Source organism: Silicimonas lutimaris (assembly GCF_047314965.1).
Classification (GTDB): Bacteria; Pseudomonadota; Alphaproteobacteria; order Rhodobacterales; family Rhodobacteraceae; genus JAVJUV01.
The window spans coordinates 1-22,773 of record NZ_JBLBVK010000010.1 but is presented as its reverse complement, the minus strand read 5'-3'; the positions used below and the strand labels follow the sequence as shown (position 1 = coordinate 22,773).

21 protein-coding genes and 1 pseudogene are annotated in these 22,773 nt (G+C 61.5%); 6 read left to right on the top strand and 16 right to left on the bottom strand.

Annotated features, from left to right (window positions below; genetic code table 11):
* The first annotated feature begins 7 nt into the window (after positions 1-7).
* Positions 8-136, top strand: a complete 129-nt coding sequence (locus tag ACKLNI_RS00400; protein ID WP_413716991.1) for an integrase core domain-containing protein — start codon at positions 8-10, stop codon at positions 134-136.
* Positions 137-351: 215 nt separating this feature from the next.
* On the opposite strand, the gene ACKLNI_RS00395 is transcribed toward ACKLNI_RS00400, so the two are convergent.
* Entirely contained in the window at positions 352-954 is a 603-nt protein-coding gene (locus tag ACKLNI_RS00395) for a response regulator transcription factor (RefSeq protein ID WP_413717013.1), read from the bottom strand.
* 264 nt (positions 955-1,218) lie between these two features.
* On the opposite strand from ACKLNI_RS00395, the gene ACKLNI_RS00390 reads away from it, so the two are divergent.
* Together ACKLNI_RS00390 and ACKLNI_RS00385 are read left to right on the top strand one after the other, a co-directional pair.
* Positions 1,219-1,743 (top strand): putative pterin-binding protein, encoded by a 525-nt coding sequence (locus ACKLNI_RS00390; protein ID WP_413717012.1) that lies wholly within the window; start codon positions 1,219-1,221, stop codon positions 1,741-1,743.
* Positions 1,744-1,817: 74 nt separating this feature from the next.
* On the top strand, positions 1,818-4,358 hold the full coding sequence (locus ACKLNI_RS00385) for a hybrid sensor histidine kinase/response regulator (RefSeq protein WP_413717011.1): 2,541 nt from the start codon (positions 1,818-1,820) through the stop codon (positions 4,356-4,358).
* Between the two features lie 211 nt (positions 4,359-4,569).
* Here ACKLNI_RS00385 and ACKLNI_RS00380 read toward each other — a convergent pair.
* Positions 4,570-4,789, bottom strand: a pseudogene (locus tag ACKLNI_RS00380) (IS6 family transposase); the annotation flags it as partial.
* A gap of 295 nt (positions 4,790-5,084) precedes the next feature.
* On the opposite strand from ACKLNI_RS00380, the gene ACKLNI_RS00375 reads away from it, so the two are divergent.
* Complete coding sequence (locus ACKLNI_RS00375; protein WP_413717010.1) at positions 5,085-5,258, top strand: hypothetical protein; 174 nt, start codon at positions 5,085-5,087, stop codon at positions 5,256-5,258.
* On the opposite strand, the gene ACKLNI_RS00370 is transcribed toward ACKLNI_RS00375, so the two are convergent.
* The 7 genes from ACKLNI_RS00370 to ACKLNI_RS00340 form a co-directional block, all read right to left on the bottom strand.
* On the bottom strand, positions 5,249-6,223 hold the full coding sequence (locus ACKLNI_RS00370) for a M14 family metallopeptidase (protein ID WP_413717009.1): 975 nt from the start codon (positions 6,221-6,223) through the stop codon (positions 5,249-5,251). The two genes, ACKLNI_RS00375 and ACKLNI_RS00370, sit on opposite strands and share 10 nt — an antisense overlap.
* The gene (locus ACKLNI_RS00365) at positions 6,220-7,074 is read right to left on the bottom strand and encodes an N-formylglutamate amidohydrolase (RefSeq protein WP_413717008.1); all 855 of its coding nucleotides are present in this window, start codon (positions 7,072-7,074) and stop codon (positions 6,220-6,222) included. Before ACKLNI_RS00365 ends, ACKLNI_RS00370 begins: the two co-directional genes overlap by 4 nt.
* Positions 7,075-7,091: 17 nt before the next feature.
* Positions 7,092-8,090, bottom strand: a complete 999-nt coding sequence (locus ACKLNI_RS00360) for an ABC transporter ATP-binding protein (RefSeq protein ID WP_413717007.1) — start codon at positions 8,088-8,090, stop codon at positions 7,092-7,094.
* The gene (locus tag ACKLNI_RS00355; protein ID WP_413717006.1) at positions 8,087-9,061 is read right to left on the bottom strand and encodes an ABC transporter ATP-binding protein; all 975 of its coding nucleotides are present in this window, start codon (positions 9,059-9,061) and stop codon (positions 8,087-8,089) included. Before ACKLNI_RS00355 ends, ACKLNI_RS00360 begins: the two co-directional genes overlap by 4 nt.
* A complete protein-coding gene (locus ACKLNI_RS00350; RefSeq protein ID WP_413717005.1) occupies positions 9,058-10,089 on the bottom strand; it encodes an ABC transporter permease in 1,032 nt (343 codons plus the stop codon). Before ACKLNI_RS00350 ends, ACKLNI_RS00355 begins: the two co-directional genes overlap by 4 nt.
* On the bottom strand, positions 10,086-11,063 hold the full coding sequence (locus tag ACKLNI_RS00345) for an ABC transporter permease (RefSeq protein ID WP_413717004.1): 978 nt from the start codon (positions 11,061-11,063) through the stop codon (positions 10,086-10,088). The genes ACKLNI_RS00350 and ACKLNI_RS00345 overlap by 4 nt, the downstream gene beginning before the upstream one ends.
* Before the next feature lie 68 nt (positions 11,064-11,131).
* Entirely contained in the window at positions 11,132-12,853 is a 1,722-nt protein-coding gene (locus ACKLNI_RS00340; protein WP_413717003.1) for an ABC transporter substrate-binding protein, read from the bottom strand.
* A gap of 60 nt (positions 12,854-12,913) precedes the next feature.
* Here ACKLNI_RS00340 and ACKLNI_RS00335 point away from each other — a divergent pair, with 60 nt between their 5' ends.
* Positions 12,914-13,798, top strand: coding sequence for a LysR family transcriptional regulator (locus tag ACKLNI_RS00335; RefSeq protein WP_413717002.1), 885 nt, complete (start codon positions 12,914-12,916; stop codon positions 13,796-13,798).
* Positions 13,799-14,384: 586 nt separating this feature from the next.
* Here the strand turns inward: ACKLNI_RS00335 and ACKLNI_RS00330 are convergent.
* The 7 genes from ACKLNI_RS00330 to ACKLNI_RS00300 are packed head-to-tail and all read right to left on the bottom strand — an operon-like array spanning position 14,385 to position 20,465.
* Positions 14,385-15,647: an ABC transporter substrate-binding protein gene (locus ACKLNI_RS00330; RefSeq protein ID WP_413717001.1), complete on the bottom strand. Its 1,263-nt coding sequence runs from the start codon at positions 15,645-15,647 to the stop codon at positions 14,385-14,387.
* Position 15,648: 1 nt separating this feature from the next.
* On the bottom strand, positions 15,649-16,617 hold the full coding sequence (locus tag ACKLNI_RS00325) for a branched-chain amino acid ABC transporter permease (protein ID WP_413717000.1): 969 nt from the start codon (positions 16,615-16,617) through the stop codon (positions 15,649-15,651).
* Complete coding sequence (locus tag ACKLNI_RS00320; protein WP_413716999.1) at positions 16,614-17,528, bottom strand: branched-chain amino acid ABC transporter permease; 915 nt, start codon at positions 17,526-17,528, stop codon at positions 16,614-16,616. The genes ACKLNI_RS00325 and ACKLNI_RS00320 overlap by 4 nt, the downstream gene beginning before the upstream one ends.
* Complete coding sequence (locus tag ACKLNI_RS00315; RefSeq protein ID WP_413716998.1) at positions 17,525-18,256, bottom strand: ABC transporter ATP-binding protein; 732 nt, start codon at positions 18,254-18,256, stop codon at positions 17,525-17,527. Before ACKLNI_RS00315 ends, ACKLNI_RS00320 begins: the two co-directional genes overlap by 4 nt.
* Positions 18,249-19,022, bottom strand: coding sequence for an ABC transporter ATP-binding protein (locus tag ACKLNI_RS00310; RefSeq protein ID WP_413716997.1), 774 nt, complete (start codon positions 19,020-19,022; stop codon positions 18,249-18,251). The genes ACKLNI_RS00315 and ACKLNI_RS00310 overlap by 8 nt, the downstream gene beginning before the upstream one ends.
* The gene (locus ACKLNI_RS00305; RefSeq protein WP_413716996.1) at positions 19,015-20,091 is read right to left on the bottom strand and encodes an aldo/keto reductase; all 1,077 of its coding nucleotides are present in this window, start codon (positions 20,089-20,091) and stop codon (positions 19,015-19,017) included. The genes ACKLNI_RS00310 and ACKLNI_RS00305 overlap by 8 nt, the downstream gene beginning before the upstream one ends.
* Entirely contained in the window at positions 20,088-20,465 is a 378-nt protein-coding gene (locus tag ACKLNI_RS00300; RefSeq protein WP_413716995.1) for a TIGR04076 family protein, read from the bottom strand. Before ACKLNI_RS00300 ends, ACKLNI_RS00305 begins: the two co-directional genes overlap by 4 nt.
* Before the next feature lie 115 nt (positions 20,466-20,580).
* Here ACKLNI_RS00300 and ACKLNI_RS00295 point away from each other — a divergent pair, with 115 nt between their 5' ends.
* The gene (locus tag ACKLNI_RS00295; RefSeq protein ID WP_413716994.1) at positions 20,581-22,053 is read left to right on the top strand and encodes an aldo/keto reductase; all 1,473 of its coding nucleotides are present in this window, start codon (positions 20,581-20,583) and stop codon (positions 22,051-22,053) included.
* Positions 22,054-22,773 lie beyond the last annotated feature (720 nt).

Genomic DNA, 22,773 nt, shown 5'->3' with positions numbered 1-22,773 from the left:
AGCTCAGATCGTCATCAATCACTGGCTCAGGCAGTACAATCACACCCGGCCGCATCAGGCACTCAACATGCGCCCGCCCGTTCCTGAAACCCTATTAGAGAAACCCCTGATCAGTGGCCCATACACAGGGGGCTAGACACCCTGGTTTCCCGTATCCGGCGCAGCATTAAGCAAAGTGATCATTGGTAACCCCGTGTTAACGCTGACGGTCATACGGGGCTCTTGCGGCCCTGTCCCCGCCGCAACCGGCGAGGACATTTTGCAATCGGGCAGTCTGACCTAGACGAACGGATAGGTTCTGCGATCCGAAGCGCAAGACCGGGGAACAGAATCGCCTTTTATCCCGGTGCTTCAGACCAGGTTCCGGTCCCGTGCGATCATGGCCGCATGTGTCCGGTTTCTCGCACCAAGCTTCTTGCAAAGAGTCTGGGCATGCAGCTTGACGGTCGCCTCATGGAGATTGTGGTCCCGGGCGATTTCCTTGTTGGAAAGGCCCTGGCAGATCCCGTAAAGCACGTCGCGCTCGCGGTCGGTAAGCAGTTCCGAGCTTTCGTCGCTCTTGCGCTGCATGAAATTGAATGGCGCGTAAATCTCGCCTGCGGCCATGAAGTTCGCGGCACTGATCATGGATTTCGAGCCCAGCGTCTTCGGAACGAATCCAGCTGCCCCAGCGGCGATGGCATCCTCGGCAAGCACCCGTGTCGTCGTGCCCGAAAGCAACGCCACCGGGCAGTTCCCGCTGGCCGTTATCATCTTCTTCAGACCTTCGAGCCCGTTCATCCCCGGCATGTTGTAGTCGAGCATGATCAGATCAAATGGTCCCTTGTCCTTTAGAACGGTCATGGCCTCGGGCAGCGTACCTGCCACATCGACCATCGCGCCGCCTTCGGATGCGAGGAATGCAGCGATGGCCTCCCGAACCAGATCGTGATCGTCGGCCAAAAGTATCCGCATGGCAGTCCTCCTCCAGTGTTTCGGGAATCACCACTTAATTCAAAGTAAGCAAATCGAAATAGCCAACTTCAATTCCAAAGACGTCATTTCATACTTTATTTACCAACTAACGCCCGTAGCAGTGGTTCGAAACCGTTTTGCGCCCGAATCTGCGCAGCATTCGCAGCGTGATCCCATCCGAAAGTATATTCGCTGGTGTGCCGTTGCGGAAAGCGTGGAACACGAAGCATGCTTCCTCCTTTCAAAGTTCGTCGAAAAACGGTCATGTCTCGCATGCAAGGCTCGCTTGGTATTCGCCTCGTTCATATCCTTTTCAGCCTTGCCTTTTTGGGCACGTCGTCGGCTATGGCGCTTGAGCCAGCAAAGGGCCAGGTCGTTCTGACCGTTAGCGGAGAAATCTCCGCCGCGAACAGCCGAGATGTCGCCGAACTCGACCTTGATCTCCTGCAGTCGATCGGAACGGTGACCTTCCAGACTACCACGATCTGGACCGAGGGCGTGCAGACGTTCACCGGCGTCGAACTCGTTGATCTTCTCAAGGCCGTGGGTGCCAACGGCCGCGTCCTGCGGGCATCCGCGATCAATGACTACTCGATGGAAATTCCCATGAGTGACGCAGTTGAAGGTGGACCAATCGTTGCATTTCTCCGAAACGGTGCAACAATGAGCCTGCGCAACAAAGGCCCTCTGTGGATCGTGTATCCTTATGATGAAGATTCTGACTACAGGTCGGAGTTGATCTATTCGCGCAGCGTGTGGCAACTGGATCGTATAGAGGTTCTTCGCTGAGTCAGCCATCAGACACTTCCCGGAACCGCAATACCCGGCCGTCACCTCCGTGGCGGTCGGCGGTTGCTGTTGCGGTGGCTGGCGTGTTGATGATCCTCTTGGCCGTCCTGCCGCTCATTCAGATGAACAGCGAGGTCCGCGAGCAGATTGACGCGCTCGCCACGGCCAATTCCGACAGCAGGCAATGGTCGCTTGCGCAGTCGGATGTCGAACTTCTGGTGCTTCTCAATGAAATGGCCAAAGCAGCGGCCGCGCCCTCCGCGCCGCTTTCGGACCTCCGTACCCGTTTCAATGTGTTTTACAGCCGGGTGAACTCGTTATCGGCAAGCCCGATGTTGCATTCCGTGCGGGAGGATCAGGAAGTCACCGATGCCCTGGAAAGGCTCCGGACCTATCTCGACGAAACGGTTCTCCTGATTGACGGTGAAGACTCTGTGCTCCGAAACGCAGTTCCTCAACTCATGGAAAAGACCGAGGCTGTGAGGGCGGATGTGCGGAGGATCAATCTTTCCGGAATAAAGATCCTCTCCGAAGAGGCCGAAGCGCAGAGAAGCAGCGTTATCAATACCCTGACCTTGGTTTCCTTTCTGTCCCTGGCCTTTTTCGCCGTATTGGTTTTCGTTGTCGTGCTCCTCATACATTTCTACCGCCGGGCACAGGAACGGGCCATTGAAGAGAGCCTCGTGCGATCGCGCCTCGCGTCGATCATCTCGACATCTCTCGACGCGGTCGTCTCCGTGAACAGGCAGGGCATGATCATCGATTTCAACGGAGCCGCAGAACAGATCTTCGGCTATTCGCGCGAGGAAGCGATCGGTCAGAAGATGGAAGAGATGATCGTTCCCGAACATCTCAGGCAGGCGCACCAGAACGGGATGGACCGGTACCGGAAGACCGGGGAAAAACATGTAATCGGAAAAGGCCGTGTCCAGCTCGAAGCACGCCGCAAGAACGGCGAGATCTTTCCGGTCGAACTTTCGATTTCGACGGCAGAGTCCGAAGAGGGCGAGATCTTCGTCTCTTTCCTGCGCGACATTTCTAGGCGGCTTGCGACCGAACAGGGGCTGATCACGGCCCGTGACAAGGCCATCGCAGGCGAGAAGGCAAAAGCGGACCTGATCGCGGTCATGAGCCACGAGATGCGGACACCGCTGAACGGTATGCTCGGGACGCTTGAACTGATCGATCCCGAAAAGCTCTCGGCAAAGAACAAGGAGTACTTCGAAATCATACGCGCTTCGGGCAAGCTCTTGCTCCACCACGTCGATGACGTGCTTGAAATATCGCGGGCAGAGTCGGGAAGGATCGAAATCGCTCGCGTCCCGTTCTCGCTACCCGCCCTTGTGCGCGAACTCGTCGACAGCCAGCGCGGAGTCGCCGAGCACCGCGGCAATACACTGTCTCGGGCCGTCGAGACACTCGAGCGCGACTATGCGCTGGGTGATCCGGTGCGCATTCGCCAAATCCTGCTCAACCTGATCGGAAACGCGATCAAGTTCACCCGCAACGGGTCAATCTTGGTCGAAGCCTCCCGCCTCGCGGGCAGCGACATGGTTGAATTCCGGGTGACGGATACCGGGGTGGGAATTGCCGCGAAGGACCGTGAGCGAATATTCGAAGACTTCGTCACGCTGGACTCGTCCTTTTCCCGCTCGGTCGGCGGAACCGGGCTTGGTCTCGCCATCGTTCGGCGTCTGGTCAAGGCCATGGACGGCGAGGTCGGGCTTGAAAGCACAAGCGGCTTCGGCAGCAGCTTCTGGGTCCGCCTGCCACTTCCTTCTCCAGACGGCGAAATCCCATCGGCGCGTCCGTCGAACACGGTAAAGGACCTGGTGGAAGATATCGGTCCCGTACCCCCGATGAAAATTCTCGTGGTCGAGGACAACAAGATCAATCGGGTCATCGTGCGCGAGCTTCTCGAGCAGGATGGCCATGCCGTGGACGAGGCCTTCGACGGTCGGCAAGGTGTCGAGTTCACCCGGAAAAACGCGTATGATCTCGTGCTCATGGACATTTCCATGCCTGTTATGGACGGCATCGAGGCAACGCGAGCAATCCGGGATTCCGAGCCCGCAGGGACGTACTTGCCCATTGTTGCTCTGACAGCGAACGCCATCCCGTCCGAAATGGACAGGTTCCTTGCTGCGGGGCTAAACGACATCCTGATCAAGCCCATCTCCCGGAAAGGTCTGCGCGAGATCCTCGCCAGGTTCTCGGCAAAGGTCCACCTTCACACCGATGACGAGCCAGGAGATGACAGTGGTGCGCCGGACTCACTGGTAGACCATGCGCACCTCACCGAACTCGCGAACGCGCTGGGTGCCGAAAAGATCAATCGCCTGATCCAGAATTTCATAGATGAAATGCAGGAGACGATTGCCTACGTCGAAAAATGCGCAAAGGCGGGCAAGTCCGAGCCGGGAATGCGTGAAAAGGTCCACTATTCAACCGGTTCGTCTGCCCTGCTCGGAGCCGAGGCACTTCGTATTGCGCTCGCCAGCCTGGAAACCCGGCTTGCCGAAGGTCTCGATTGCGATCCCGCGGACGGCGAGAAACTCAAGGACATATGGGCCGCGACCGCTACTGAACTGAAGGTCCACACTCGCCTGTCTTGAAGCGTCAGGTTTGCATGCCGAACCTCGGAAGACGACCACGGCTGCGTTGCAGAGCGGCGTTCGGCATGAGCCAAACGCCAATTGGGTCTGGGCATCGTCTCTTTCGCGGACGGTCAAGACCGAACTGCTGGAAAGGCGCCGCCGCGACAGAAAGGATTTTAGGGCAAAGGTGAAATATTGGTGGACCGTCAGACAGTCGGACGGATTCCGACCAGTCTCCGGCTAGGGCGCAGGTACGGTTGGCCTTGAAAGAGATCGGCTGGAGAGACGGCGTCCCTGTTTGAAATAGTTCGTGACAGAGGCGTGGGCGGCGGTGAATTTTGAAGACTTCGCATACGCCGGAACCGAAGCATCGCCCGCTCCCGTCGTCGAGATCAGAGTTGCGAATTCTTCGCTCGATTGTTGAGCCAGCGGCCTGGCTCGTGGCGGTTGTCTGCTCCTGAACCTACCCGGAAAAGAGTTGGAGCCACTCGGCCAGTGCCGCGGTGCGGTTGTTCTTGAAGTCGGGTCGACCTGAGAGGCTGCGTTCCTGATTAAGGCGATGGTGGACGGAAGCGTGAACGGAGTCGAATTTCTGCAAACTTCACATCGGCCTGACCCGCACGTACAGCAACACCGCCAGGCTGATGACCTCACGGCTCGCTTTGAAATAGCGAAACGGATCGGATTTGGTCATCCTCCGACGTCAAAGAACCACCCTGACTGTCTCAAGATAGTTTGCTCTGAATGCACCCACCGGAGGGAACGCCGACGCGCATCCCCGACCTTCCTGTCAACACCGGCCACGGAACGCCGGGCTGGAAGATGGCCGGGGGCGCGGCCAGAGCGGTGGGTGACCTGATGATGAGCCGCGCACCCGAGATCCACAAGGACTGGCTGACCGCCGCGCGTTACGGCTGAACGGCTCGCGCGAGCCGCACTGCGGTCTTCCCGGGCCAGAGCCGGCGCGACGGCATGATCAGAACGGTCGGGTCATGCGGCGCATGCACCGGCTTTTCGCCGTCCCAGCCGATCAGGCGGCCCTGTTCCAGGTGCTCGAAACCGCGCCAGTCCTCGGCAAAGCGGAAATTGTCGGTCTCGATGGTGACGGGGCCCGAGACTTCATAGAAGTTCTGTTCGGGCAGGGGCCGCGTGGCCATCCGCTCCTGCTCCCAGTCGGGGGCGACGGCGCCGGTCGCGCGCAGGAAGCCGGTGACGCAATCCTTGGCCACCTCGGCGGAGTCTGCTTCCCAGTGCTGGCCACATTCGACGAGGGCCGCATTCTTTGGCGACGCAGGATCCGAGAAGCCCTCGAAATCGCGCATCCGCATACCCTCGGCGTGGCCCTTGTCGGTGACGACGATGCCGGGCCAGCGGATGTCGCGGCCAAGGCTGCGGCCCTTGAGGGCGGGACCGGCGATGATCAGGGGCTGCGTCTTGTGCTGCATCGAATGGATGTCGAGCAGCATGTCCACCGTGCGCAGCCAGGGCCGGATCTCGCGGGCGCGTTCCACCTCTGGCGTCACGCGGCGGTCGGGATCGTCCAGAACGCCCGGCCCCCAAAGTCGGTTAAAATCCTCCTCGACCCAGCGGGTTGCGTCCGGCAACTCGGGGTCGAAGGCCTCGTAGGCGGCGATGTTGATGAAGGCAAAGGACAGCTTGCCCTGCACGGGGCGCAGGTTCATCCCCATCAGCCAGACCAGTGCGATGGCGCCGCAGGGCTCGTTGCCATGCACGATGGCTGTCAGCGCCACATGCGGGCCGGCGACACCACTTTCGAAGGTCCAGACATAGGGAACCCCGGTATTGCCCTTGGCATAGGCCGACAGGTCCGGCGGGGTCAGTTCGACAGCATAGATATTGGGCAGGCCGGTGGCGGAACTCATGTCATCTGTCCTTCGAGCGCGGCTTCGACGAAGCGGGCGAGGTGGCGGGAAAGATTGGTGAAAGTGGTCTTCAGCGCGTCGTAGCCTTCGTTCGGCTCGCGCGTGGCTTCGTCCATGTAGAGCTTGCGGTTGACCTCGATCTGCATCGAGTGGCGCCGATCGCTCGGGGCGCCGTTGGCACGGATCAGTTCCATCCCTTTGTAGGGGTCGTTGATCGCTACAGAATAGCCGCGCGCCGCCAGGAAGTCGGCCACCGCCCTGGTAAAGGCAGGCGCGCATGACGTACCGTCGCGATCGCCCAGCACGAAATCCGGGCGCGGCGTGCCGCGCTCCTGCGTCGACATGGCCGAGGCGACCTCCTGCATGGAATGGCAGTTGATGTGCCAGACCTCTCCCCATCTCCCATGCGCCTGATCCAGCAGCGCGCGCAGGCGGGCCTGGTAGGGCTGGTGGTAGCGGGTAACGCGGGCGTGGACCTCCTCCGCCGTCAGCTTGCGATCATAGAGTGGCCCACCCGCCGGCGGCTCGCGTGTCCAGCACAGGCCGATGCCCAAGGTGCTCTTGATCGAAGGGTTGAGGGGCAGGGGATAGGAGTCCGCGATCTGATCGGGGTCCATGTCGTCGGCGGCACGGTTGGCATCGACGTAGGAGCGTGGGAAATGCGCGTGCAGCAGCACTCCGCCCGCATCCACCGCACCGCGCCATAAATCGTGCACATGGGTGTCCTCGGCATGGCGCAGGCCCACGGGATCGACCGCGTGATTGAAATCCGCTGGATAGTCTGTGCCGGAATGCGGGCTGTCGAGGACAAGGGGAATGCGCTGAGTGTCCAGCCCCTCGACGCTAAGCACGCCTGGGATGTGGTAGGTCATGCGACGCCTCCGTCGTTCAGGTGACAGGCCACGCCGCGTGGTCCGTCATGGATCAGGCGCGGTGCCTCGGACCGGCAACGCGGCCCGACCAGCGGGCAGCGCGGGTGGAAATGGCAGCCGGGCGGCGGGTTCAGGGGCGAGGGGATCTCGCCCTTGATCGTGTGGTATTCGCGCCGCCCGGCCTCGAGTTTCGGGACCTGGTCCAGCAGCGCCTGCGTGTAGGGGTGTTTGGGTCCGTCGAACAGTTCGCCCGTCGGAGCGATCTCGACGATCCGCCCCAGGTACATGACCACCACGCGGTCGGCGATATGCTCGATCACGCCGAGGTCGTGGCTGATGAACAGGTAGGTCAGGTCCAGCTCGCGGCGCAGGTCCTGGAAGAGGTTGATGACCTGCGCCTGGATCGACACGTCGAGCGCGGCGATGCTTTCGTCGCAGATCAGGAATTCCGGCTGCACCGCAAGGGCACGGGCGATGCCGATCCGCTGCCGTTGCCCGCCCGAAAACTGGTGCGGAAAGCGCTGTGCGTAAGACGGGTCAAGCCCGACCTTGGCCATCAGGTCGGCGACATAGTCGGTCATCTCGCGTTTCGTCGTCAGCCCGTGGAACACCGCCGCCTCGCCGACGATGTCGTTCACCCGCATCCGCGGGTTGAGCGAGGACATCGGGTCCTGGAAGATCATCTGCACCCGGAGACGCGCGGCCCTGGCGGCCTCGGTGCGGGCGTCGGTCACGTCGATTCCCGCGAAGCGGATCTTGCCGCTGGTCACGGGCAGAAGCCCCGCCACCATGCGCCCCAGCGTGGACTTGCCACAGCCCGACTCGCCCACGAGCCCAACGACCTCGCCGCGCGCGACCTCGAAAGAGGCATCATCGACGGCGTTCACGCGGCTTTCCGAGACATTGGCGCCCAGCGTGCGTGCGAGTTTCTCGATGGAATCCAGCTTTTTCTCGAAGACGCGGCTGACGCCCTGCAATTCCAGCATCGCGCTCATGCCAGGACCTCCGTCAACGGGTGCAGGCAGCGCAGTGCGCGGCCCGCGCCGGATTCCGTTACCACGGGCGCAGTGGTCCGGCAGGCGTCCGCGACGCGCGGGCAGCGCGGGGCAAAGGCGCAGCCGGGCGGCAGGTGCGCCATGTTGGGGGCCATGCCGGGGATTTGCGTCAGTCTGTCGCCCCGCCGCCCGTGACCGGGGATCGAGCCCAGCAGACCGGCGGTGTAAGGATGCGCCGGCGCGGTCAGAATGGCCGAGGCAGGACCGCTTTCGACGATCCGGCCCGCATACATGACGGCGATCCGGTCGGCCAGACCCGCCACCACGGCCAGGTCATGGGTGATCCAGATCAGCGAAGTTCCTGTCTCGCGCGCGAGCTCCTGCACCTCGGCGAGGATCTGGCTTTGAATCGTCACGTCCAGCGCCGTGGTAGGCTCGTCCGCGATGATCAGGTCCGGCCCGTTGAGCAGTGCGATGGCGATGGCAACGCGTTGCCGCATGCCTCCCGAGAACTGGTGCGGATAGGCGTTCAAGCGTTCGGCGGGTGAAGGGATGCCGACCCTTGCCAGCGCCTGCACCGCCCGGTCGCGCGCGGCGGCCCTGCTGACCTTTTCATGCGCCTGCACCGCCTCGATCATCTGCGTGTCGATGCGCAGGACCGGGTTCAGCGTCATCATGGGGTCTTGGAAGATCATCGCGATCCGATTGCCGCGAAGCTTGCGCATCTCGCGTTCGGGCAGGGCGGCGAGGTCCTGTCCCCGGAACAGGGCATGCCCGCCCGTCACCCGCCCCGGCGGATCGACCAGCCGCAGTATGGAAAACCCGGTGACGGTCTTGCCCGATCCGCTTTCGCCCACCAGCCCAAGTACCTCGCCCTCTTCCAGCGAGAAGCTCACGCCGTCGACAGCCTTCACCACGCCGGCGTCGGTGAAGAAATGGGTTTGCAGGTTCTCGACGCTCAGGACGGTCATCGGCGCAGCCTCGGGTTCAGCACGTCGCGCAGCCGGTCGCCGACGAGGTTGATGGAGGCCACGATGGCCAGCAGGGCGACACCGGGATACATGCTCATCCAGTATTGGCCGGACAGCATGTAGTCGTAACCATTGGCGATCAGCAGCCCCAGCGAGGGCCGCGTGATAGGCACGCCCACGCCGAGGAAGGACAGCGACGATTCCAGGACGATGGTGTTGGCGATCTGCACGGTCGAGATCACCACCAGCGGCGGAATACAGTTGGGCAGCAGGTGCCGGAACAGGATGCGCCGCGATGAGAGGCCGAGGCCGCGCGCCGCGTCGATGTATTCCTTGCGCGCCTCTGACAGGGCGGTGCCGCGCACGGTACGGGCGTAATAAGCCCATTGCACCACGATCAGCGCGATGATGACCTTGTCCAGCCCCCGCCCGAAGGCCGCCATCAGCATCAGCGCCACGAGGATCGAGGGAAAGGACAATTGCAGGTCGACGATCCGCATCAGGATCGTTTCCACCCGCCCGCCGGCCCAGGCGGCATAAATGCCTACGACGACGCCGATCGCCATTGCCGCCACGGTGGCGACGATAGCCACCATCAGCGACACGCGCAGCCCGTAAAGAATGCCCGACAGGATGTCGCGGCCCTGTTCGTCGGTGCCAAGGTGATAGGTCAGCGTCCCGTCGAAATTGGTCGAGCCGGGTTCCAGCCGCCCGTCCATGATGTCCAGTTGCGCGAGGTCATAGGGGTTCTGCGGCGACAGTTCGGGCGCGAAGAGCGCGACGATCACCAGCACCAGCAGGCTCGCCGCCGCGAGCCATGCCGCCGGGCCGTTGAAGAAGTGCTTCATCCGGCCCTTGAGCAGCCGCAGCGCGAAGAACACGGCTGCGACCAGCAGGATCAGGCGGGCGGGCAGGCTGGCCAAGTCTGGGGCCAAAACCAGCGCGGCGACGGCGGCCACGGTTAGCAGCCCCGCGATCATCGGCAGGCGGTCGCCGCGCTCTGGCGCGTTGGTAGCGGGGGCGCTCATGTCGAGGCTCCGGAAATACGCACGCGCGGGTCTAGCAGCGTGTATATCACGTCCACGATCAGGTTGATCGTGATGAAGATCAGCACGGTCATCATCAGATAGGCGACGATCACGGGCCGGTCGAGCGTCTGGATCGAGTCGATCAGCAACTTGCCCATGCCGGGCCAGGCGAAGACCGTCTCGGTCACGACTGCGAAGGCAATCATCGAGCCCAGTTCAAGTCCCAGCACGGTGACGATCGGGATCATGATGTTCTTCAGGACATGGACGAACAGGATCCGGGTTTCCGAGACGCCCTTGGCGCGGGCGAATTTCACATAGTCCTGCACCAGCGCCTCCTGAGTACCGGCGCGCGCCAGGCGCGTCACCAGCGAGGCCTTGTAGAGCGCCAGCGTCAGGGCGGGCAGGATCATGTATTGCAGGCCGCCCGGCGCGAAGATCGACAGCCGCATTCCCAGCACCTCGACCGTGTCGCCCCGGCCCGTCGAGGGCAGCCAGCGAAGCTCCACGGCGAAGATCAGGATCAGCAGCATTCCGACCCAGAAATTTGGCAGCGAGAAGCCGAAGATCGAGCCTGTCATGATCGCGCGGCCCTGCCAGCGATCGGACTTGTAGCCCGCATAGACCCCCAGCGGCACGCCAATCAGGATGGAAAAGATCAACCCAAGCGCGGCAAGTTCAAGCGTTGCCGGCATGTAGTGCAGGATCAGCGACACCGCCGGTTCGCCATGGACGAAACTGCGGCCCAGATCGCCCTGGAGGGCGTTGCCCGCAAATGTCAGGAATTGCCGCCAGATCGGCTGGTCGAAGCCGAAACGCGCCATGGTCTCCTCGATCTCGCGCGGGGTTGCGTCGGGCGAGATCAGGATGTCGACGGGGTTCCCGACCAGGTAGATGCCGAAGAACACGATCACCATCATGGCCAGGGCAACGAAGATGGACTGGGCTATTCGTCTGAGAAGGTAGACGAGCATGGGATGCGTCCTCGGAAAAGGGCGGCAGGCCGCGCGGGGTTATCCCCGCGCGGCACAAGGGCCGAGACCTATTCGCCCTGGCTGACGAAGTAGGGCAGCGTGTACTGGTCCACGCGCGGCGTGTACTTGACTGTGCTCCGCATCGCCCAGGGCGTCACCTCGAAATGCAGCGGGATGATCGCCCAGTCCTCCATGCCGATGCGCGAAGCCTCGCGCAGCAATTCCTGCCGGGCATCGTCGTCGACCGTGGCCAGGGCCTTTGTCAGCGCCTCGTCCAGCGCGGCGTTGGAGTACTGGCCCCTGTTGGTGCCGCCGTAGCCGCGATCGGAATCGCGGGTGGCCAGCAGCGCTTTCAGCGGCGAGGACATCTCGCCGGTGCCCGAGCCCCAGCCTGCGAGGTAGGCCGAGAACTCGAAGTTGTTGCGCCGCGAGAAGAAGGTCGAGGCGGTCACGGCGTCGATCTCGGTCGGGATGCCGATCCGGGCCCACATCTGCGCCACGGCCTGGGCCACCTGCGCGTCGTTGATGTAGCGGTCGTTCGGCGTGCCGATGGTGATCCCGAACCCGTCCGGATAGCCCGCTTCGGCCAGAAGCGCCTTGGCGCGCTCGGCGTCGTAGGCCGGCGGCGGCATATCGCCGTCCTCGTGGGCGCCGAACATGCCGGCCGGCAGCAACTCGCCCGCCGCCACGGCCACGCCGCCCATGATCCGGTCGACGATGGCCTCTCGGTTGACGGCGATCGACAGGGCCTCGCGGACGCGGGCGTCCTTCAGCGGGTTTTTCCCGTCGGTGCCGGTGATCATCGGCGACGGCTCCTGGGCGTGATCGAGGTGGATATAGATCACGCGATTCGAGATGCCCTGCACGACCTCGAAGCCGTCCGTATCGCGGATGCGCTCGAGATCCTGCAGCGGCGGGTTTTCAATAAAGTCGACATCTCCAGCGAACAGCGCCGCAACGCGCGGCCCTGCCGATGTCAGCGGCTTCAGCGACACGCGCTCCCACGGCGCGGCGTCCCCCCAGTAACCGGGGTTGCGGACCAGTTCGATGCCCTCGCCACGGCGGAAGCTCTCCAGCAGGAAGGGGCCGGTGCCGATGGCGGCGCTGCCGTCGTTGAAGGCCTGGGTCTCGGGATAGGCGATGTCGCCGCAGCCGTCGGGGCTGAAGTCGATGGTCGACGCGTCCACACCATTCGCCTTGGCCGAGATGATCCCGAAGGTCGAGATCTCGGTCGGCGTCAGCGGATAGGGCGCGGCGGTGTGCACGATCAGCGTCATCGGATCCGGAACTTCCAGATCGGAGATGAATTTTGTGTAGGTGGTGAAGAGCGACGGCGAATCCGGCACGCCAGGGATACGGCAGACCGTGTAGACGAAATCATAGGCGTCGAAGGGCGAGCCGTCCGAGAAGGTCACGCCTTCGCGGAGCTTGAACTCCCAGCGCGTGTCGTCGAGCGGCTTCCAGCTGACCGCAAGCTGCGGGAACAGCTTCTGTGTCTCGTCGGTGCCGACAAGCGACTCGAACACGTTGCGGCGCAACTGGTTGTTCGGGCCGAGATTGTGGAAATGCGGGTCGGCCGAGCTGGGCTCGGAGGCAAGCCCGATGCGTAGCTCCTGTGCGGCCAGCGGCATTGCCGCAAGGCCCAGCGCCACCGCGCAGGCGGTAAGGCGCAAATGTCTGGTCTTCATGGTCGTCTCCCTGTTTGCCGGACTTGTGATCTTGTCCGTTTTCGCCGTTTCGGCGGATGCAGGCAGCGTAGCAGACGCGATTTTCATGGAAACAAGGGACATGATGCGCTTTTGTCATGTAACGAAAAGCAGAACGCATAGGTGGGCCGGGAGGGTGAAACGATGCGCAACAACTGGCATTCGATCCGCGAATACGAGGCGCTGCGCGCGGTCATCTCCTCGGGCACGACGAATGGCGCGGCGCGTTTGCTGGGCGTGTCGCAACCGGCGGTCAGCCGGGCCATCGCGCAACTCGAGGCGCGGCTGAACCTGGTGCTGTTCGAGCGGCGCGGCGGGCGCCTGCGCCCCACCGCCGAGGGGATGCGGCTGAACGGTAACCTTGACCGCCTGTTCGACGCCATCGCGATCCTGAACGGCGCCGACCCCGAGGAACCGGGCAGCGGCACGCTGCGGCTGGCGGCGCCGCCCTCGCTGTCGCAGATGGTGGCGTCCCAGATGGCCAGTTTCATCGCGCTCCATCCAGGACAGCGCCTGTCGCTGGAGACCTGCACCTCGACGGGCCTCGTCAGCCGGATCAACGAGGACGCGGTGGACCTGGGCTTCACCCATGCCGACCTGACGCATTCTTCGATGGAGCTGATTCCCTTCCACGAAAGCGTTGCGGTCTGCATCCTGCCGCCGAACCACCCGCTGTCGCGCCACGCGGTCATCACGCCGGAATTGCTGCACGGGCAGGACTTCATCTCGATCCTGCGGCGGCACATCGTGCGGTCGCGGCTCGATCGGCTGTTCGCCGAAGCGGGGGCGGTGCCGAACCGCGTGGCCGAGGTGGCCACCGGACTCAGCGCGGTGACGCTGGTGCGGGCGGGGACGGGCGTCTCGGTGATCTGCCCGTTTCCGGTGGTGCGCGAGGATGACCCGGCCTTGGTCGTGCGCCCCTTCCTGCCGCGCTTCGTCTACCGGACATCCTTTGCCGTCTCGACGGCGCGACCGCTGACGCGGATCGCGCGCGCCTTCATGCGGCACGTCAAGTTGTCGCTGGCTTGACGGAATGACGGTCAGCGCCGCGCCACCTTCGGCCAGCTTGTACCGACCGATACCGGTCCTGATGCCGCTCCAGGCCGCCACAATCACTTGAGAATCCCTGAGAGGCACGAAGGCAAATGGAAGGTTGCCGCGATTTTCCACATCTGCAATCGCATCGGATACCGTTCGCACAGACGTACGCCGCATGTTTGAGCGCCTGAACGTCACTAGTCAGCCTGCGCTGATCCTGACCCTCCTTAGGACCGGGCTTCCTTATCTCCAGGTCTTTCCCGAGCCCAGTTCGAGATGGGTCCGTTTGGGACCTTGGCGGTCATCTGAACAAGCCGGTTTGATGTCAGGATCGACATGATTGACCGGAGCGTGCGCGGCAACCAGCAATGGCCCGCCGTCGGACAGAGCGGTCCTTGAGGCAATGAGGTCCAGTTCCAGATATTCATTGGGAGGCCGACGATCTCTTTACAGATTGCGGACCCATGGGTGCGCAAGTCGCCGGCATTTCGGCAAAAAGTCTGTTCAGAGATGTACGGACCGCCCGTTGGGGGCGGCCCGTTCGCGATCATCCGACTTTTCTAATTGGCGGTGGCCGCTACTTGAGCGAAGCGATGAAGGCATCGACCTCCGCGAGCGACAGGTACTCGACTTCCTGGGTCCCGCTTTCATTGAAGGACCAAACAACCGCCGGAGCCGAGACATCGCCATTCGCGTCAAAGCGAACGTCACCGGTCGCGCCCTGGTAGGCAACGGTACCGCCGCCGGCAAGTATCTCTTTGGCCTGGGCAAAGCCTTCGGTATCGGCAGTGATTGGTGTGCCATTCGGGTCGGTGACCTTTGCAACTGCCGCAGCGATTTCCGCGCCGCTGGCGCCTTCACCCGCAGCTTGCATTGCCAGAAGTCCGATCATCGCCGCGTCATAGCTGTTTGCAAGGCCCGGACCATTCGGTTCGGAATTGAACCGCTCGATGTACGCTGCGCGGAAGGCATCGGCGCTTTCGGAACGTGGCGATGCCGTGTCTGTACCCAGAGCCGAGCCAAGATACTGGAGGCCAACGTTATCGCGGAATTCGTCAGACTTAAGCGAATTCGCCATGATCATTTTCTGCGTTCCTCCGAGCGAAATCCATTCGCGTACGGCTGCGGTGCCCTCGGCGGGATAAAGCGCAAGGTAAAGCGCCTCCGGCTGGCTGGCGAGTGCCTCGGTGACTTCGCCGCGGTAGCTTGGCTGACCGTCGTTGATGGCGACAGAGGCCGTGACCTCGACACCCACTGCCGCGAAATCGGCCGCGATCAGGCGGGCCATGTCCTGACCCCAGTCGTCGTTCTTGTAGAGGACGGCAATGGACTTGAAACCCTGATCGCGCGCAACCTTTGCCGCGACGGCGGACTGGACGCCCGTTGTCGCAAAGGTCCGGAACCAGAGACCATTGGTCTTGCCCTCCTCGGCCAGCTTGGTGAACGCCGTGGACGACGAGCAGCAGGACATCTGCATCACGCCACTCGGGACCGTTACTGAGGTCAGGATGGGCATGGAGACACCGGACGAGACCGCGCCAAGCAGAAGATCGACGCCCTCGAGATCGACAAGCGCCTTCGCTGCGTCGACACCCACCTTCGGGTCCACTTGCGTGTCACGCAGCACCATCTCGATCTGGCAGCCATTCACGCCGCCTGCCGCGTTGACCTGATCGACGGCAAATTGAGCGGTCTCGGCGATTGGGCGACCCCAATCCACGGAGGTTGGCAGAACCGCGCCGATCTTGGTCGTGCAGTCTTGTGCAAGGCCGACACTGGGCTGCGCTATCAGCCCGAGTGCTAGACCAAGAGCGGCCCATAGATATTTCGTCAAAGACATTCTATTCTCCCCGTTTATTCACAAGGTTTGATCCTTGTTGTGATACGATAAGCCGCTCCGGCAACAGACCTTGCGGGCGCCACACCAGCATCCCGACAATGACCGAGCCAATCAAGACGAATTGGATAGATCCGGTGTATAACTGCGCCTCTACCGGCGCAAATCGGGACAACGCCCATCCGGACGCCGTCCAGGCACCCCAAATCAGGAAGGCGCCGAAGACCGCGCCGCGATTGTTGCCTGCACCGCCCACAATAAGCATGGCCCAAATCTGGAAGGTGAGCGTCGGCAAAACGTCTTGCGGGCTGACGAAAGCGTAGAATGTGCCATAAAGACCTCCCGCGAGCCCCAAGATCACCGACCCGGTCACAAACGCCGTCAGACGAACACGCGACGGGCTCTTCCCAAGGGATCGAGCCGCGTCCTCATCCTCTCGGATCGCGCGCAGCAGTCGACCGAACGGAGACGCAACCAGACGCTCCAGAAACATGTAGGTCGCAATCAGGGTGAGCAGGACAAAGGCAAAGAACAGCAGGTTGTAAAGGAACCCGTCGCCGATCGTCTCACGGAGCGGACGCTCGAACCCGCGCACGCCTTTCGCGCCACCGCCCAGCCACTCGGCATTCCGCATCAGGTTTTCGAATGCGACCGCAACTCCGAATGTCGCAATGGCAAGATAGTCGTGCCTCAATCTCAGAGTGAGAAGACCGACGATCCAGGCCATCAGACCTGCCGCTGCCATGCCACCCAGGAGGGCCAATGGATAGGCCAGGCCGAACCCGCCGATGTGCCCGTCTTGAGCAGTCCCGCCAAGGATGAGCGTGCCGTATGCTCCGGCACCGAAGAACGCAACAACGCCGCCGTTAAAAAGGCCTGTGTTCCCCCATTGAAGGTTCAGTGCAAGGACGGCAATCGCGAGTATCGAGGCCGTGGTTGCGAAGAAGACAAGATATGAGATGGTTCCGATCACGCGCGGGCCTCTCCGAACAATCCATGCGGCCGAAGCATGAGGACGATGATGATAAGCAGGAACGGAACTGACGGCGTATAACCCGAGGGCAGGACGACGAGTGCGAGATTGGCCGCAATGCCGACGATGAAACCACCCAGAACAGCTCCGTAAACGCTACCGATGCCACCGACGATGGTCGCCGCGAAAATCGGCAAGACCAGATCGCGGCCCATCACCGGGATTAATTGATGGCTGAGGCCATAGAAAACTCCCGCGACAGCGGCAAGAGCGCCGCCGATCAACCAGACATGCATGATGGTCCGTGACAGGTTCACGCCGTTGACCTGCGCCAGCGACGGGTTCTCCGCAACGGCTCGAAGCGCATAACCGAAAGTCGTTCGCGACAGGACCAGATGCAGGATCAGCATAAGGATCAACGCGGCAAAAAGCACGAACACCTGATCCGGTTTCACGAGGATCAGCGGATCGAGGCTCAGCACCATGGCAAAGGCAATATCTTTTGAATAGAGTTCGGGGCTTAGCCCGAAAACAAGGCCAATGACATTTCGAACGACAAGCGCCATGCCGAAGCTGGCGAAGACCATCGAGAGCTCCTGGCCTTTTTCCCTTACGCGCCTGAAGATGAAGCGGTCGATTAACAGCGCGCTTATGCCGGTCACGATCATCGATAACGGGATGGCAATGAGAAGGGCCCATGTCAGAGACAAGGGCGCCAATTTCACGGCAAGGGCGGGAACGAGACCGGAGACGAGGGCGTCGAACACAAGCGCTGTATAGGCTCCCAGCGACAGCAGTTCGGCATGCGAGAAATTGGCGAAACGCAGAATGTGCATGACAAGCGTCAGCCCAATCGCCCCGAGTGAGATGTAGGAGCCGGTCAAGACGCCATCGATCAGGTTCTGGATCATGCCGATTTCACCCGACGGCCACCCAGGTAAATCTCTCCCACGACCTTGTCGTTCAACAGGTCGTCTGCGGGACCATCGATCTGATTGCGGCCCTCCGCAAGGATGTAGCAGTGGTCCGACAGCCGCATCGCCTGATTGACGTTCTGCTCGACAAGCAGAATGGACACACCGCTGGCTGCCAGGGTTCGGGCATGCTCCAGCACCTCTTGCGCCGCCTTGGGAGAGAGCCCGGCAGACGGTTCGTCCATCAGGATCAGCCGAGGTTCAGCGGCAAGCGCCATTGCAATCGCAAGGAACTGGCGCTGTCCGCCCGAGAGCGAGCCGGCCTTGTCCTTTTGCTTGGCGGCAAGCGCCGGGAACTGCTGAAAAAGGCGATCCAGCACGGCGGATGCGTCCACGTCGGCACGACGAAGCGCAAGCTCAAGATTCTGGCGGATGGTCAGGCTGCGGAAAATGTTGTCATTCTGCGGAACATAGGCAATCCCGTGGGATGCAAGCCGGTCGGTCCGAAGCCCGGTGATATCGTCGCCCTCAAATGTAACTTGCCCTGCGGAGATCGGGACCAGACCGGCGATGGCCTTGATCAGCGTCGACTTTCCGGCGCCGTTCGGGCCAATGATCAAGGTGATCTGTCCGCGCACCGCTTGCATCGAGACCCCGCGCAGGATTGGCAGGTCGGGAACATAGCCTGCCGTCAGGTCACGAGCCTCCAGAACCACCTCAGTCATCGACGGTCGCCCCGAGATAGGCATCGAGCAAGACGGGGTTTGCCAAGGCTTCGTCACTGGTGCCCTGAAACACGATCTTCCCTTCAGCAAGAGCGATGACCGGGTCGCAGTGGCGCATAACGAAATCCATGTCATGTTCGATGATCAGGAAGGTTTTGCCTTGCCGATTCAATTCCTCGATCTTGCCGATCAGAGTCTCGGTCAGCACCGGGTTCACACCTGCGGCCGGCTCATCCAGCAGGATCAAGGCGGGATCGCCCATCAAGACGCGCGCAAGTTCCAGAAGCTTCATCTGGCCACCCGAGATCTTGCCCGCCGGATGATCCGCGAGGGGCCCAAGCGTCATGAAATCCAGAACTTCAAAGGCCTTTTCCCGGATCCGCTTTTCCTGTTCCCGCATGCGCGCGCGCCTCAGGAAGGGACCAGCGACCGTCTCGCCGACCTGCGCCGTTGGCGCAATCATCACGTTCTCCAGCACGCTCATCCGTGCGAATGGCCTCGGAATCTGAAACGTACGGCCCAGACCAAGGGCGAAAAGCCGGTCGGGCGACAGGCCGCTCGCGTCCTGTCCATTCAGCTTTACGCTGCCCGCATCAGGCTTGAGCGCACCCGTCAGCAAGTTGAAAAGAGTGGACTTTCCCGCGCCGTTCGGACCGATCAGGCCGGTGATCGAACCGGCGTGGATCTCAAGCGACACATCGTCCACGGCCTTGAGGGATCCGAAACTTCTTGTCAGGCCGTGGGTCGAAAGAATGACGTCACCCACCGCCGAACACCTTGTCGTCAGGTCGCGTGTTGAGGTTGTACTTCATGATCCGCCCATGGCGTCCGTTGCGGTCCCTTTCCAGACCGAAGACGGGTCCGTCCGGAGTGGACGCGCCATCCAAAACCGCCTGAATGGCCGAACGGTCCTCCGCATCAAGCGCGAAACCGAAGACCTCGAGCGTCTTTGGCAGGTGGCGCGAATAACGGGCACCAACTATTGCGGCGGCAACCTGCGGCCGGTCAAGAACCCACCGTGTCGCGACGCTCGACAGCGAGACACCATGCTTGTCGCCCACGGATTTCAGAACTCGGAGAAGTTCCTGAAAGGTTGCCCATGGTCCGAATTCATCGATGATCAATCGGTATTTGATCAGGCTCCTGTTCTCGAAGACGAAGCCCGGATCGGGCTGATCCAGCCAGGTTTCAGTCAGGAAACCTCCGGCAAGCGTTCCATAGCACAAGAGCTGCATGTCATTCCTCGCAGCCCAATCGGTCAAACCGTTCTCCGGGCGCCGGTCCAGAAGCGAGTACTGCACCTGCGTCGCTACCAGATCGCAGCCCGCGTCGAGGAAAGGCTGCGTTTCGGCGACGTCCCAGTTGGTCACCCCTATATGTGCAACCTTGCCCTTCGCCTGACACTCCTTGAGTACCTCAAGTGCCAGGAACGGATCGCCGAGCGACAGATCCCACCAGTAGTACTGCACAAGATGCAAGCGCTCGATCTGAAGCCGCTTGAGCGAACGGTCGATGATCGCTTCGACATCCTCTGTCCGTATTGACTCTAACAGTCCCAGATCCGGGACGAGCTTGGTATGGACCCGGACGCGGCCGGCCACTTCTTCGCCTCGACGTCGGCGGACGTCCCCGATGAAATCGCCGATCATCTCCTCGACGCCGACGTAGATGTCTGCGCAATCGAATGTCGTGATCCCCGCGTCCAGAAAGGCTTCCATATCGCGTACGGCTTCGGCGCGATCCACTGCGCCGTGATCGCCGGCCAGTTGCCAACCGCCCTTTATTACGCGGGATATGTCGTATCCCGGCCTGAGTTCCGCCTTCTCAACCGTCATGAAACGTCGGACCGCCAATGGGGCTTGCCTCGGGCGTCAGGTAATCCCGTGGTTCCGGAATGGGTGAACCTGCGCTTTTCAAGTCGGGTAACCCGAAATCGACCACCGCAGTGCGGATCCGGACAGGCCACCTCGGCATCTGTGCTCATCCAGTCGTGGTCGTCTGTCGGCCGCTGTTTGGCGGGCAAAAGCGGCAAGAGGGCAGCAAGTGCATACATCGACACGCGGGTTTCCTCTTCGAAGACCAGCGCTTCTCCCTCGACCCGAAAACTTTCGCCTTCGACATGCCTGCAAACCGGGGTGCGGCCGTCAAGCACTGTCTCGACCTTCAGATCATAGAGCCAGAACTCGTCTTGTTCGTCGTTCTGCTCCATCTCACCCCTTTCGCTGGACTGCGCCTAGCGCCTTGCCTTAAGTCAGCAGGTTAATGCATGTGGCGAGACCCTCAAGTGCCATTCGCCCTTACTTCTCAACTGGACGGACACCGCCATGGACAAACCTAGCCGACCGGATCGCCTCCGCCTCTCCGACAGGCTCGAAATCTCTCGGGTTCTGACGGGGCTGTGGCAGGTCGCTGACATAGAAAAGAATGGCGAGATCATCGATCCTGAAACCGGTGCCGGCTGGCTCGAAGCCTATGCGTCTCAGGGCTTCGACACGTTCGATATGGCGGATCATTACGGCAGCGCCGAGATCATTGCGGGTCACCTGCTTGCACGTGGGGCAAGTCCACGGCCACTGGTCTTTACCAAGTGGTGTCCCGCGCCAGGAGACATGACCCAGGACGTCGTTCGCGCCGGTGTTCAAGAGCGGCTCGATCGCCTGGGCGTGGATAGGGTCGACCTCCTGCAATTCCACTGGTGGAGCTTTCAGCATCCGGCATGGCTCGACGCGCTCCACGAATTGAACCGCCTTCGCGATGAAGGTCTGATCGCCGAAATCGGGGTGACCAATTTCGATGCCGCGCATTTGCAGGTCGCCTTGTCGGACGGCATTCCGATTCTGACAAATCAGGTCTCATTCTCTCTCTTGGATCGCCGCGCAGCGGGTCCGCTTTCCGATCTTTGCAAGAACACGGAAACAAGGCTTCTGGCCTACGGAACACTCTGTGGTGGGTTCCTGTCCGACCGCTGGCTGGGAAAGCAGGAGCCCAAGGAAATCTCGGACTGGTCCAAGATGAAGTACAAACGCTTCATCGATACGGCGGGCGGGTGGGAGGCCTTCCAGGGCATCCTTCGTGCGGCTGATGGAATTGCCAAGAAACGTGGGGTGTCGATCTCCAATGTCGCGACCCGTTGGGTCCTGGATCACGCGGCTGTCGCGGGTGTGATCGTTGGAGCGAGGCTTGGGGAACGCGTTCACGCATCGGACAATCTTCGGCTCTTTGGCTTTTCGATGGACCACGAAGATCACGAAAGACTCGCCGAAGCCTTCAAGGACACGAAGAACATCCCCGGCGATTGCGGGGACGAGTACCGTCAGCCACCGTTCCTGACGGCTTCAGGGGATCTCAGCCACCATCTTGACGCCATGCCTCTGTTGCACAAGGCCGAGCCGACACCGCATCGGGCCCGGGGCGCACAGGTTCTGAGCGGCTCGAAGTGGGAGGATATCGCCGGGTACGCCCGCGCCCAGAAAATCGGTGACCGGATTCTGGTCTCCGGCACAACTGCCACCGCCGGCTCCGATCGTCTCGTTGCAAGGGAGGACGCCGGAGCGCAAACGACTTTTATCATCGACAAGATCCTTGCCGCGCTCACAGCGCTCGGTGCCTCTGCGAAGGACGTGGTCCGCACACGAATCTACATCACCGATGAAAAAGACACCGCGGCCGTGTCGAAGGCGCACGGCCGGGTATTCGGCGAGATCAAGCCCGCAAACACGCTCGTCGTGGTCGCGGGCCTCATAGGGGGCTACCGTGTCGAGATCGAGGCGGAAGCGATTATTGGCAGTCCAAACTGATCATGCCGCCGCGCGGCCGAACCGTGCCCATGCCAGTGGTGCGGGGTTTCGATAGATCGACCGTCGCCGGGGCAAAGGCGGTGCAGCAAAACTTGTCGAGATGCAGCGTGGCGTGAGCGGACCGGATGGGTGCGGTTGAGGTACAGGGCTGCAACTAGAGAGATTATGTGGCGGTCTTCGGTGGACACTTAATCATCGGACACTCCGGCAACCTTTTGCGTCAACCACCTCCACCCGGCACTATCCGTCGAACGACTCTCTCAATTTTCTCGCCGCCGAAAAGAGCGGTGCCAATCAAAGCACCAATTGCCGGCACCCCAAATAGCAATCCTACGCCAGTAAAGATTCCAATCAGTCCACTGCGCCATACGTTGTCCGTGACTTCTTTGACGTGATCTTTAGGTCAAGATGAAAAGTGCTTTTTGTATTCAAGCAAAGTGCTACGTACTTCATCCAAGTCGGCTTCGGTAACATCTTCGCCCTCTTCTGGAACAAGGCTCTCAAGTTTCGAGATATGGCTACGTGCAGTCCGAAGAAAAGCCAGTTCGTTTTGCCAAAGCTTGCTTCTCTCTGGATCGTTTTGTCCTTCCCCCCTAGAACTGGGCCATTACTTTGGCCGCGAGAGGGGGATTGGGCATGGCGAGGAAGCGACATTCAGACGAAGACATCTTGAAGCTGCTGCGTGAGATTGAGCTGAAGCTGACGGCTGGTGGTGATGTG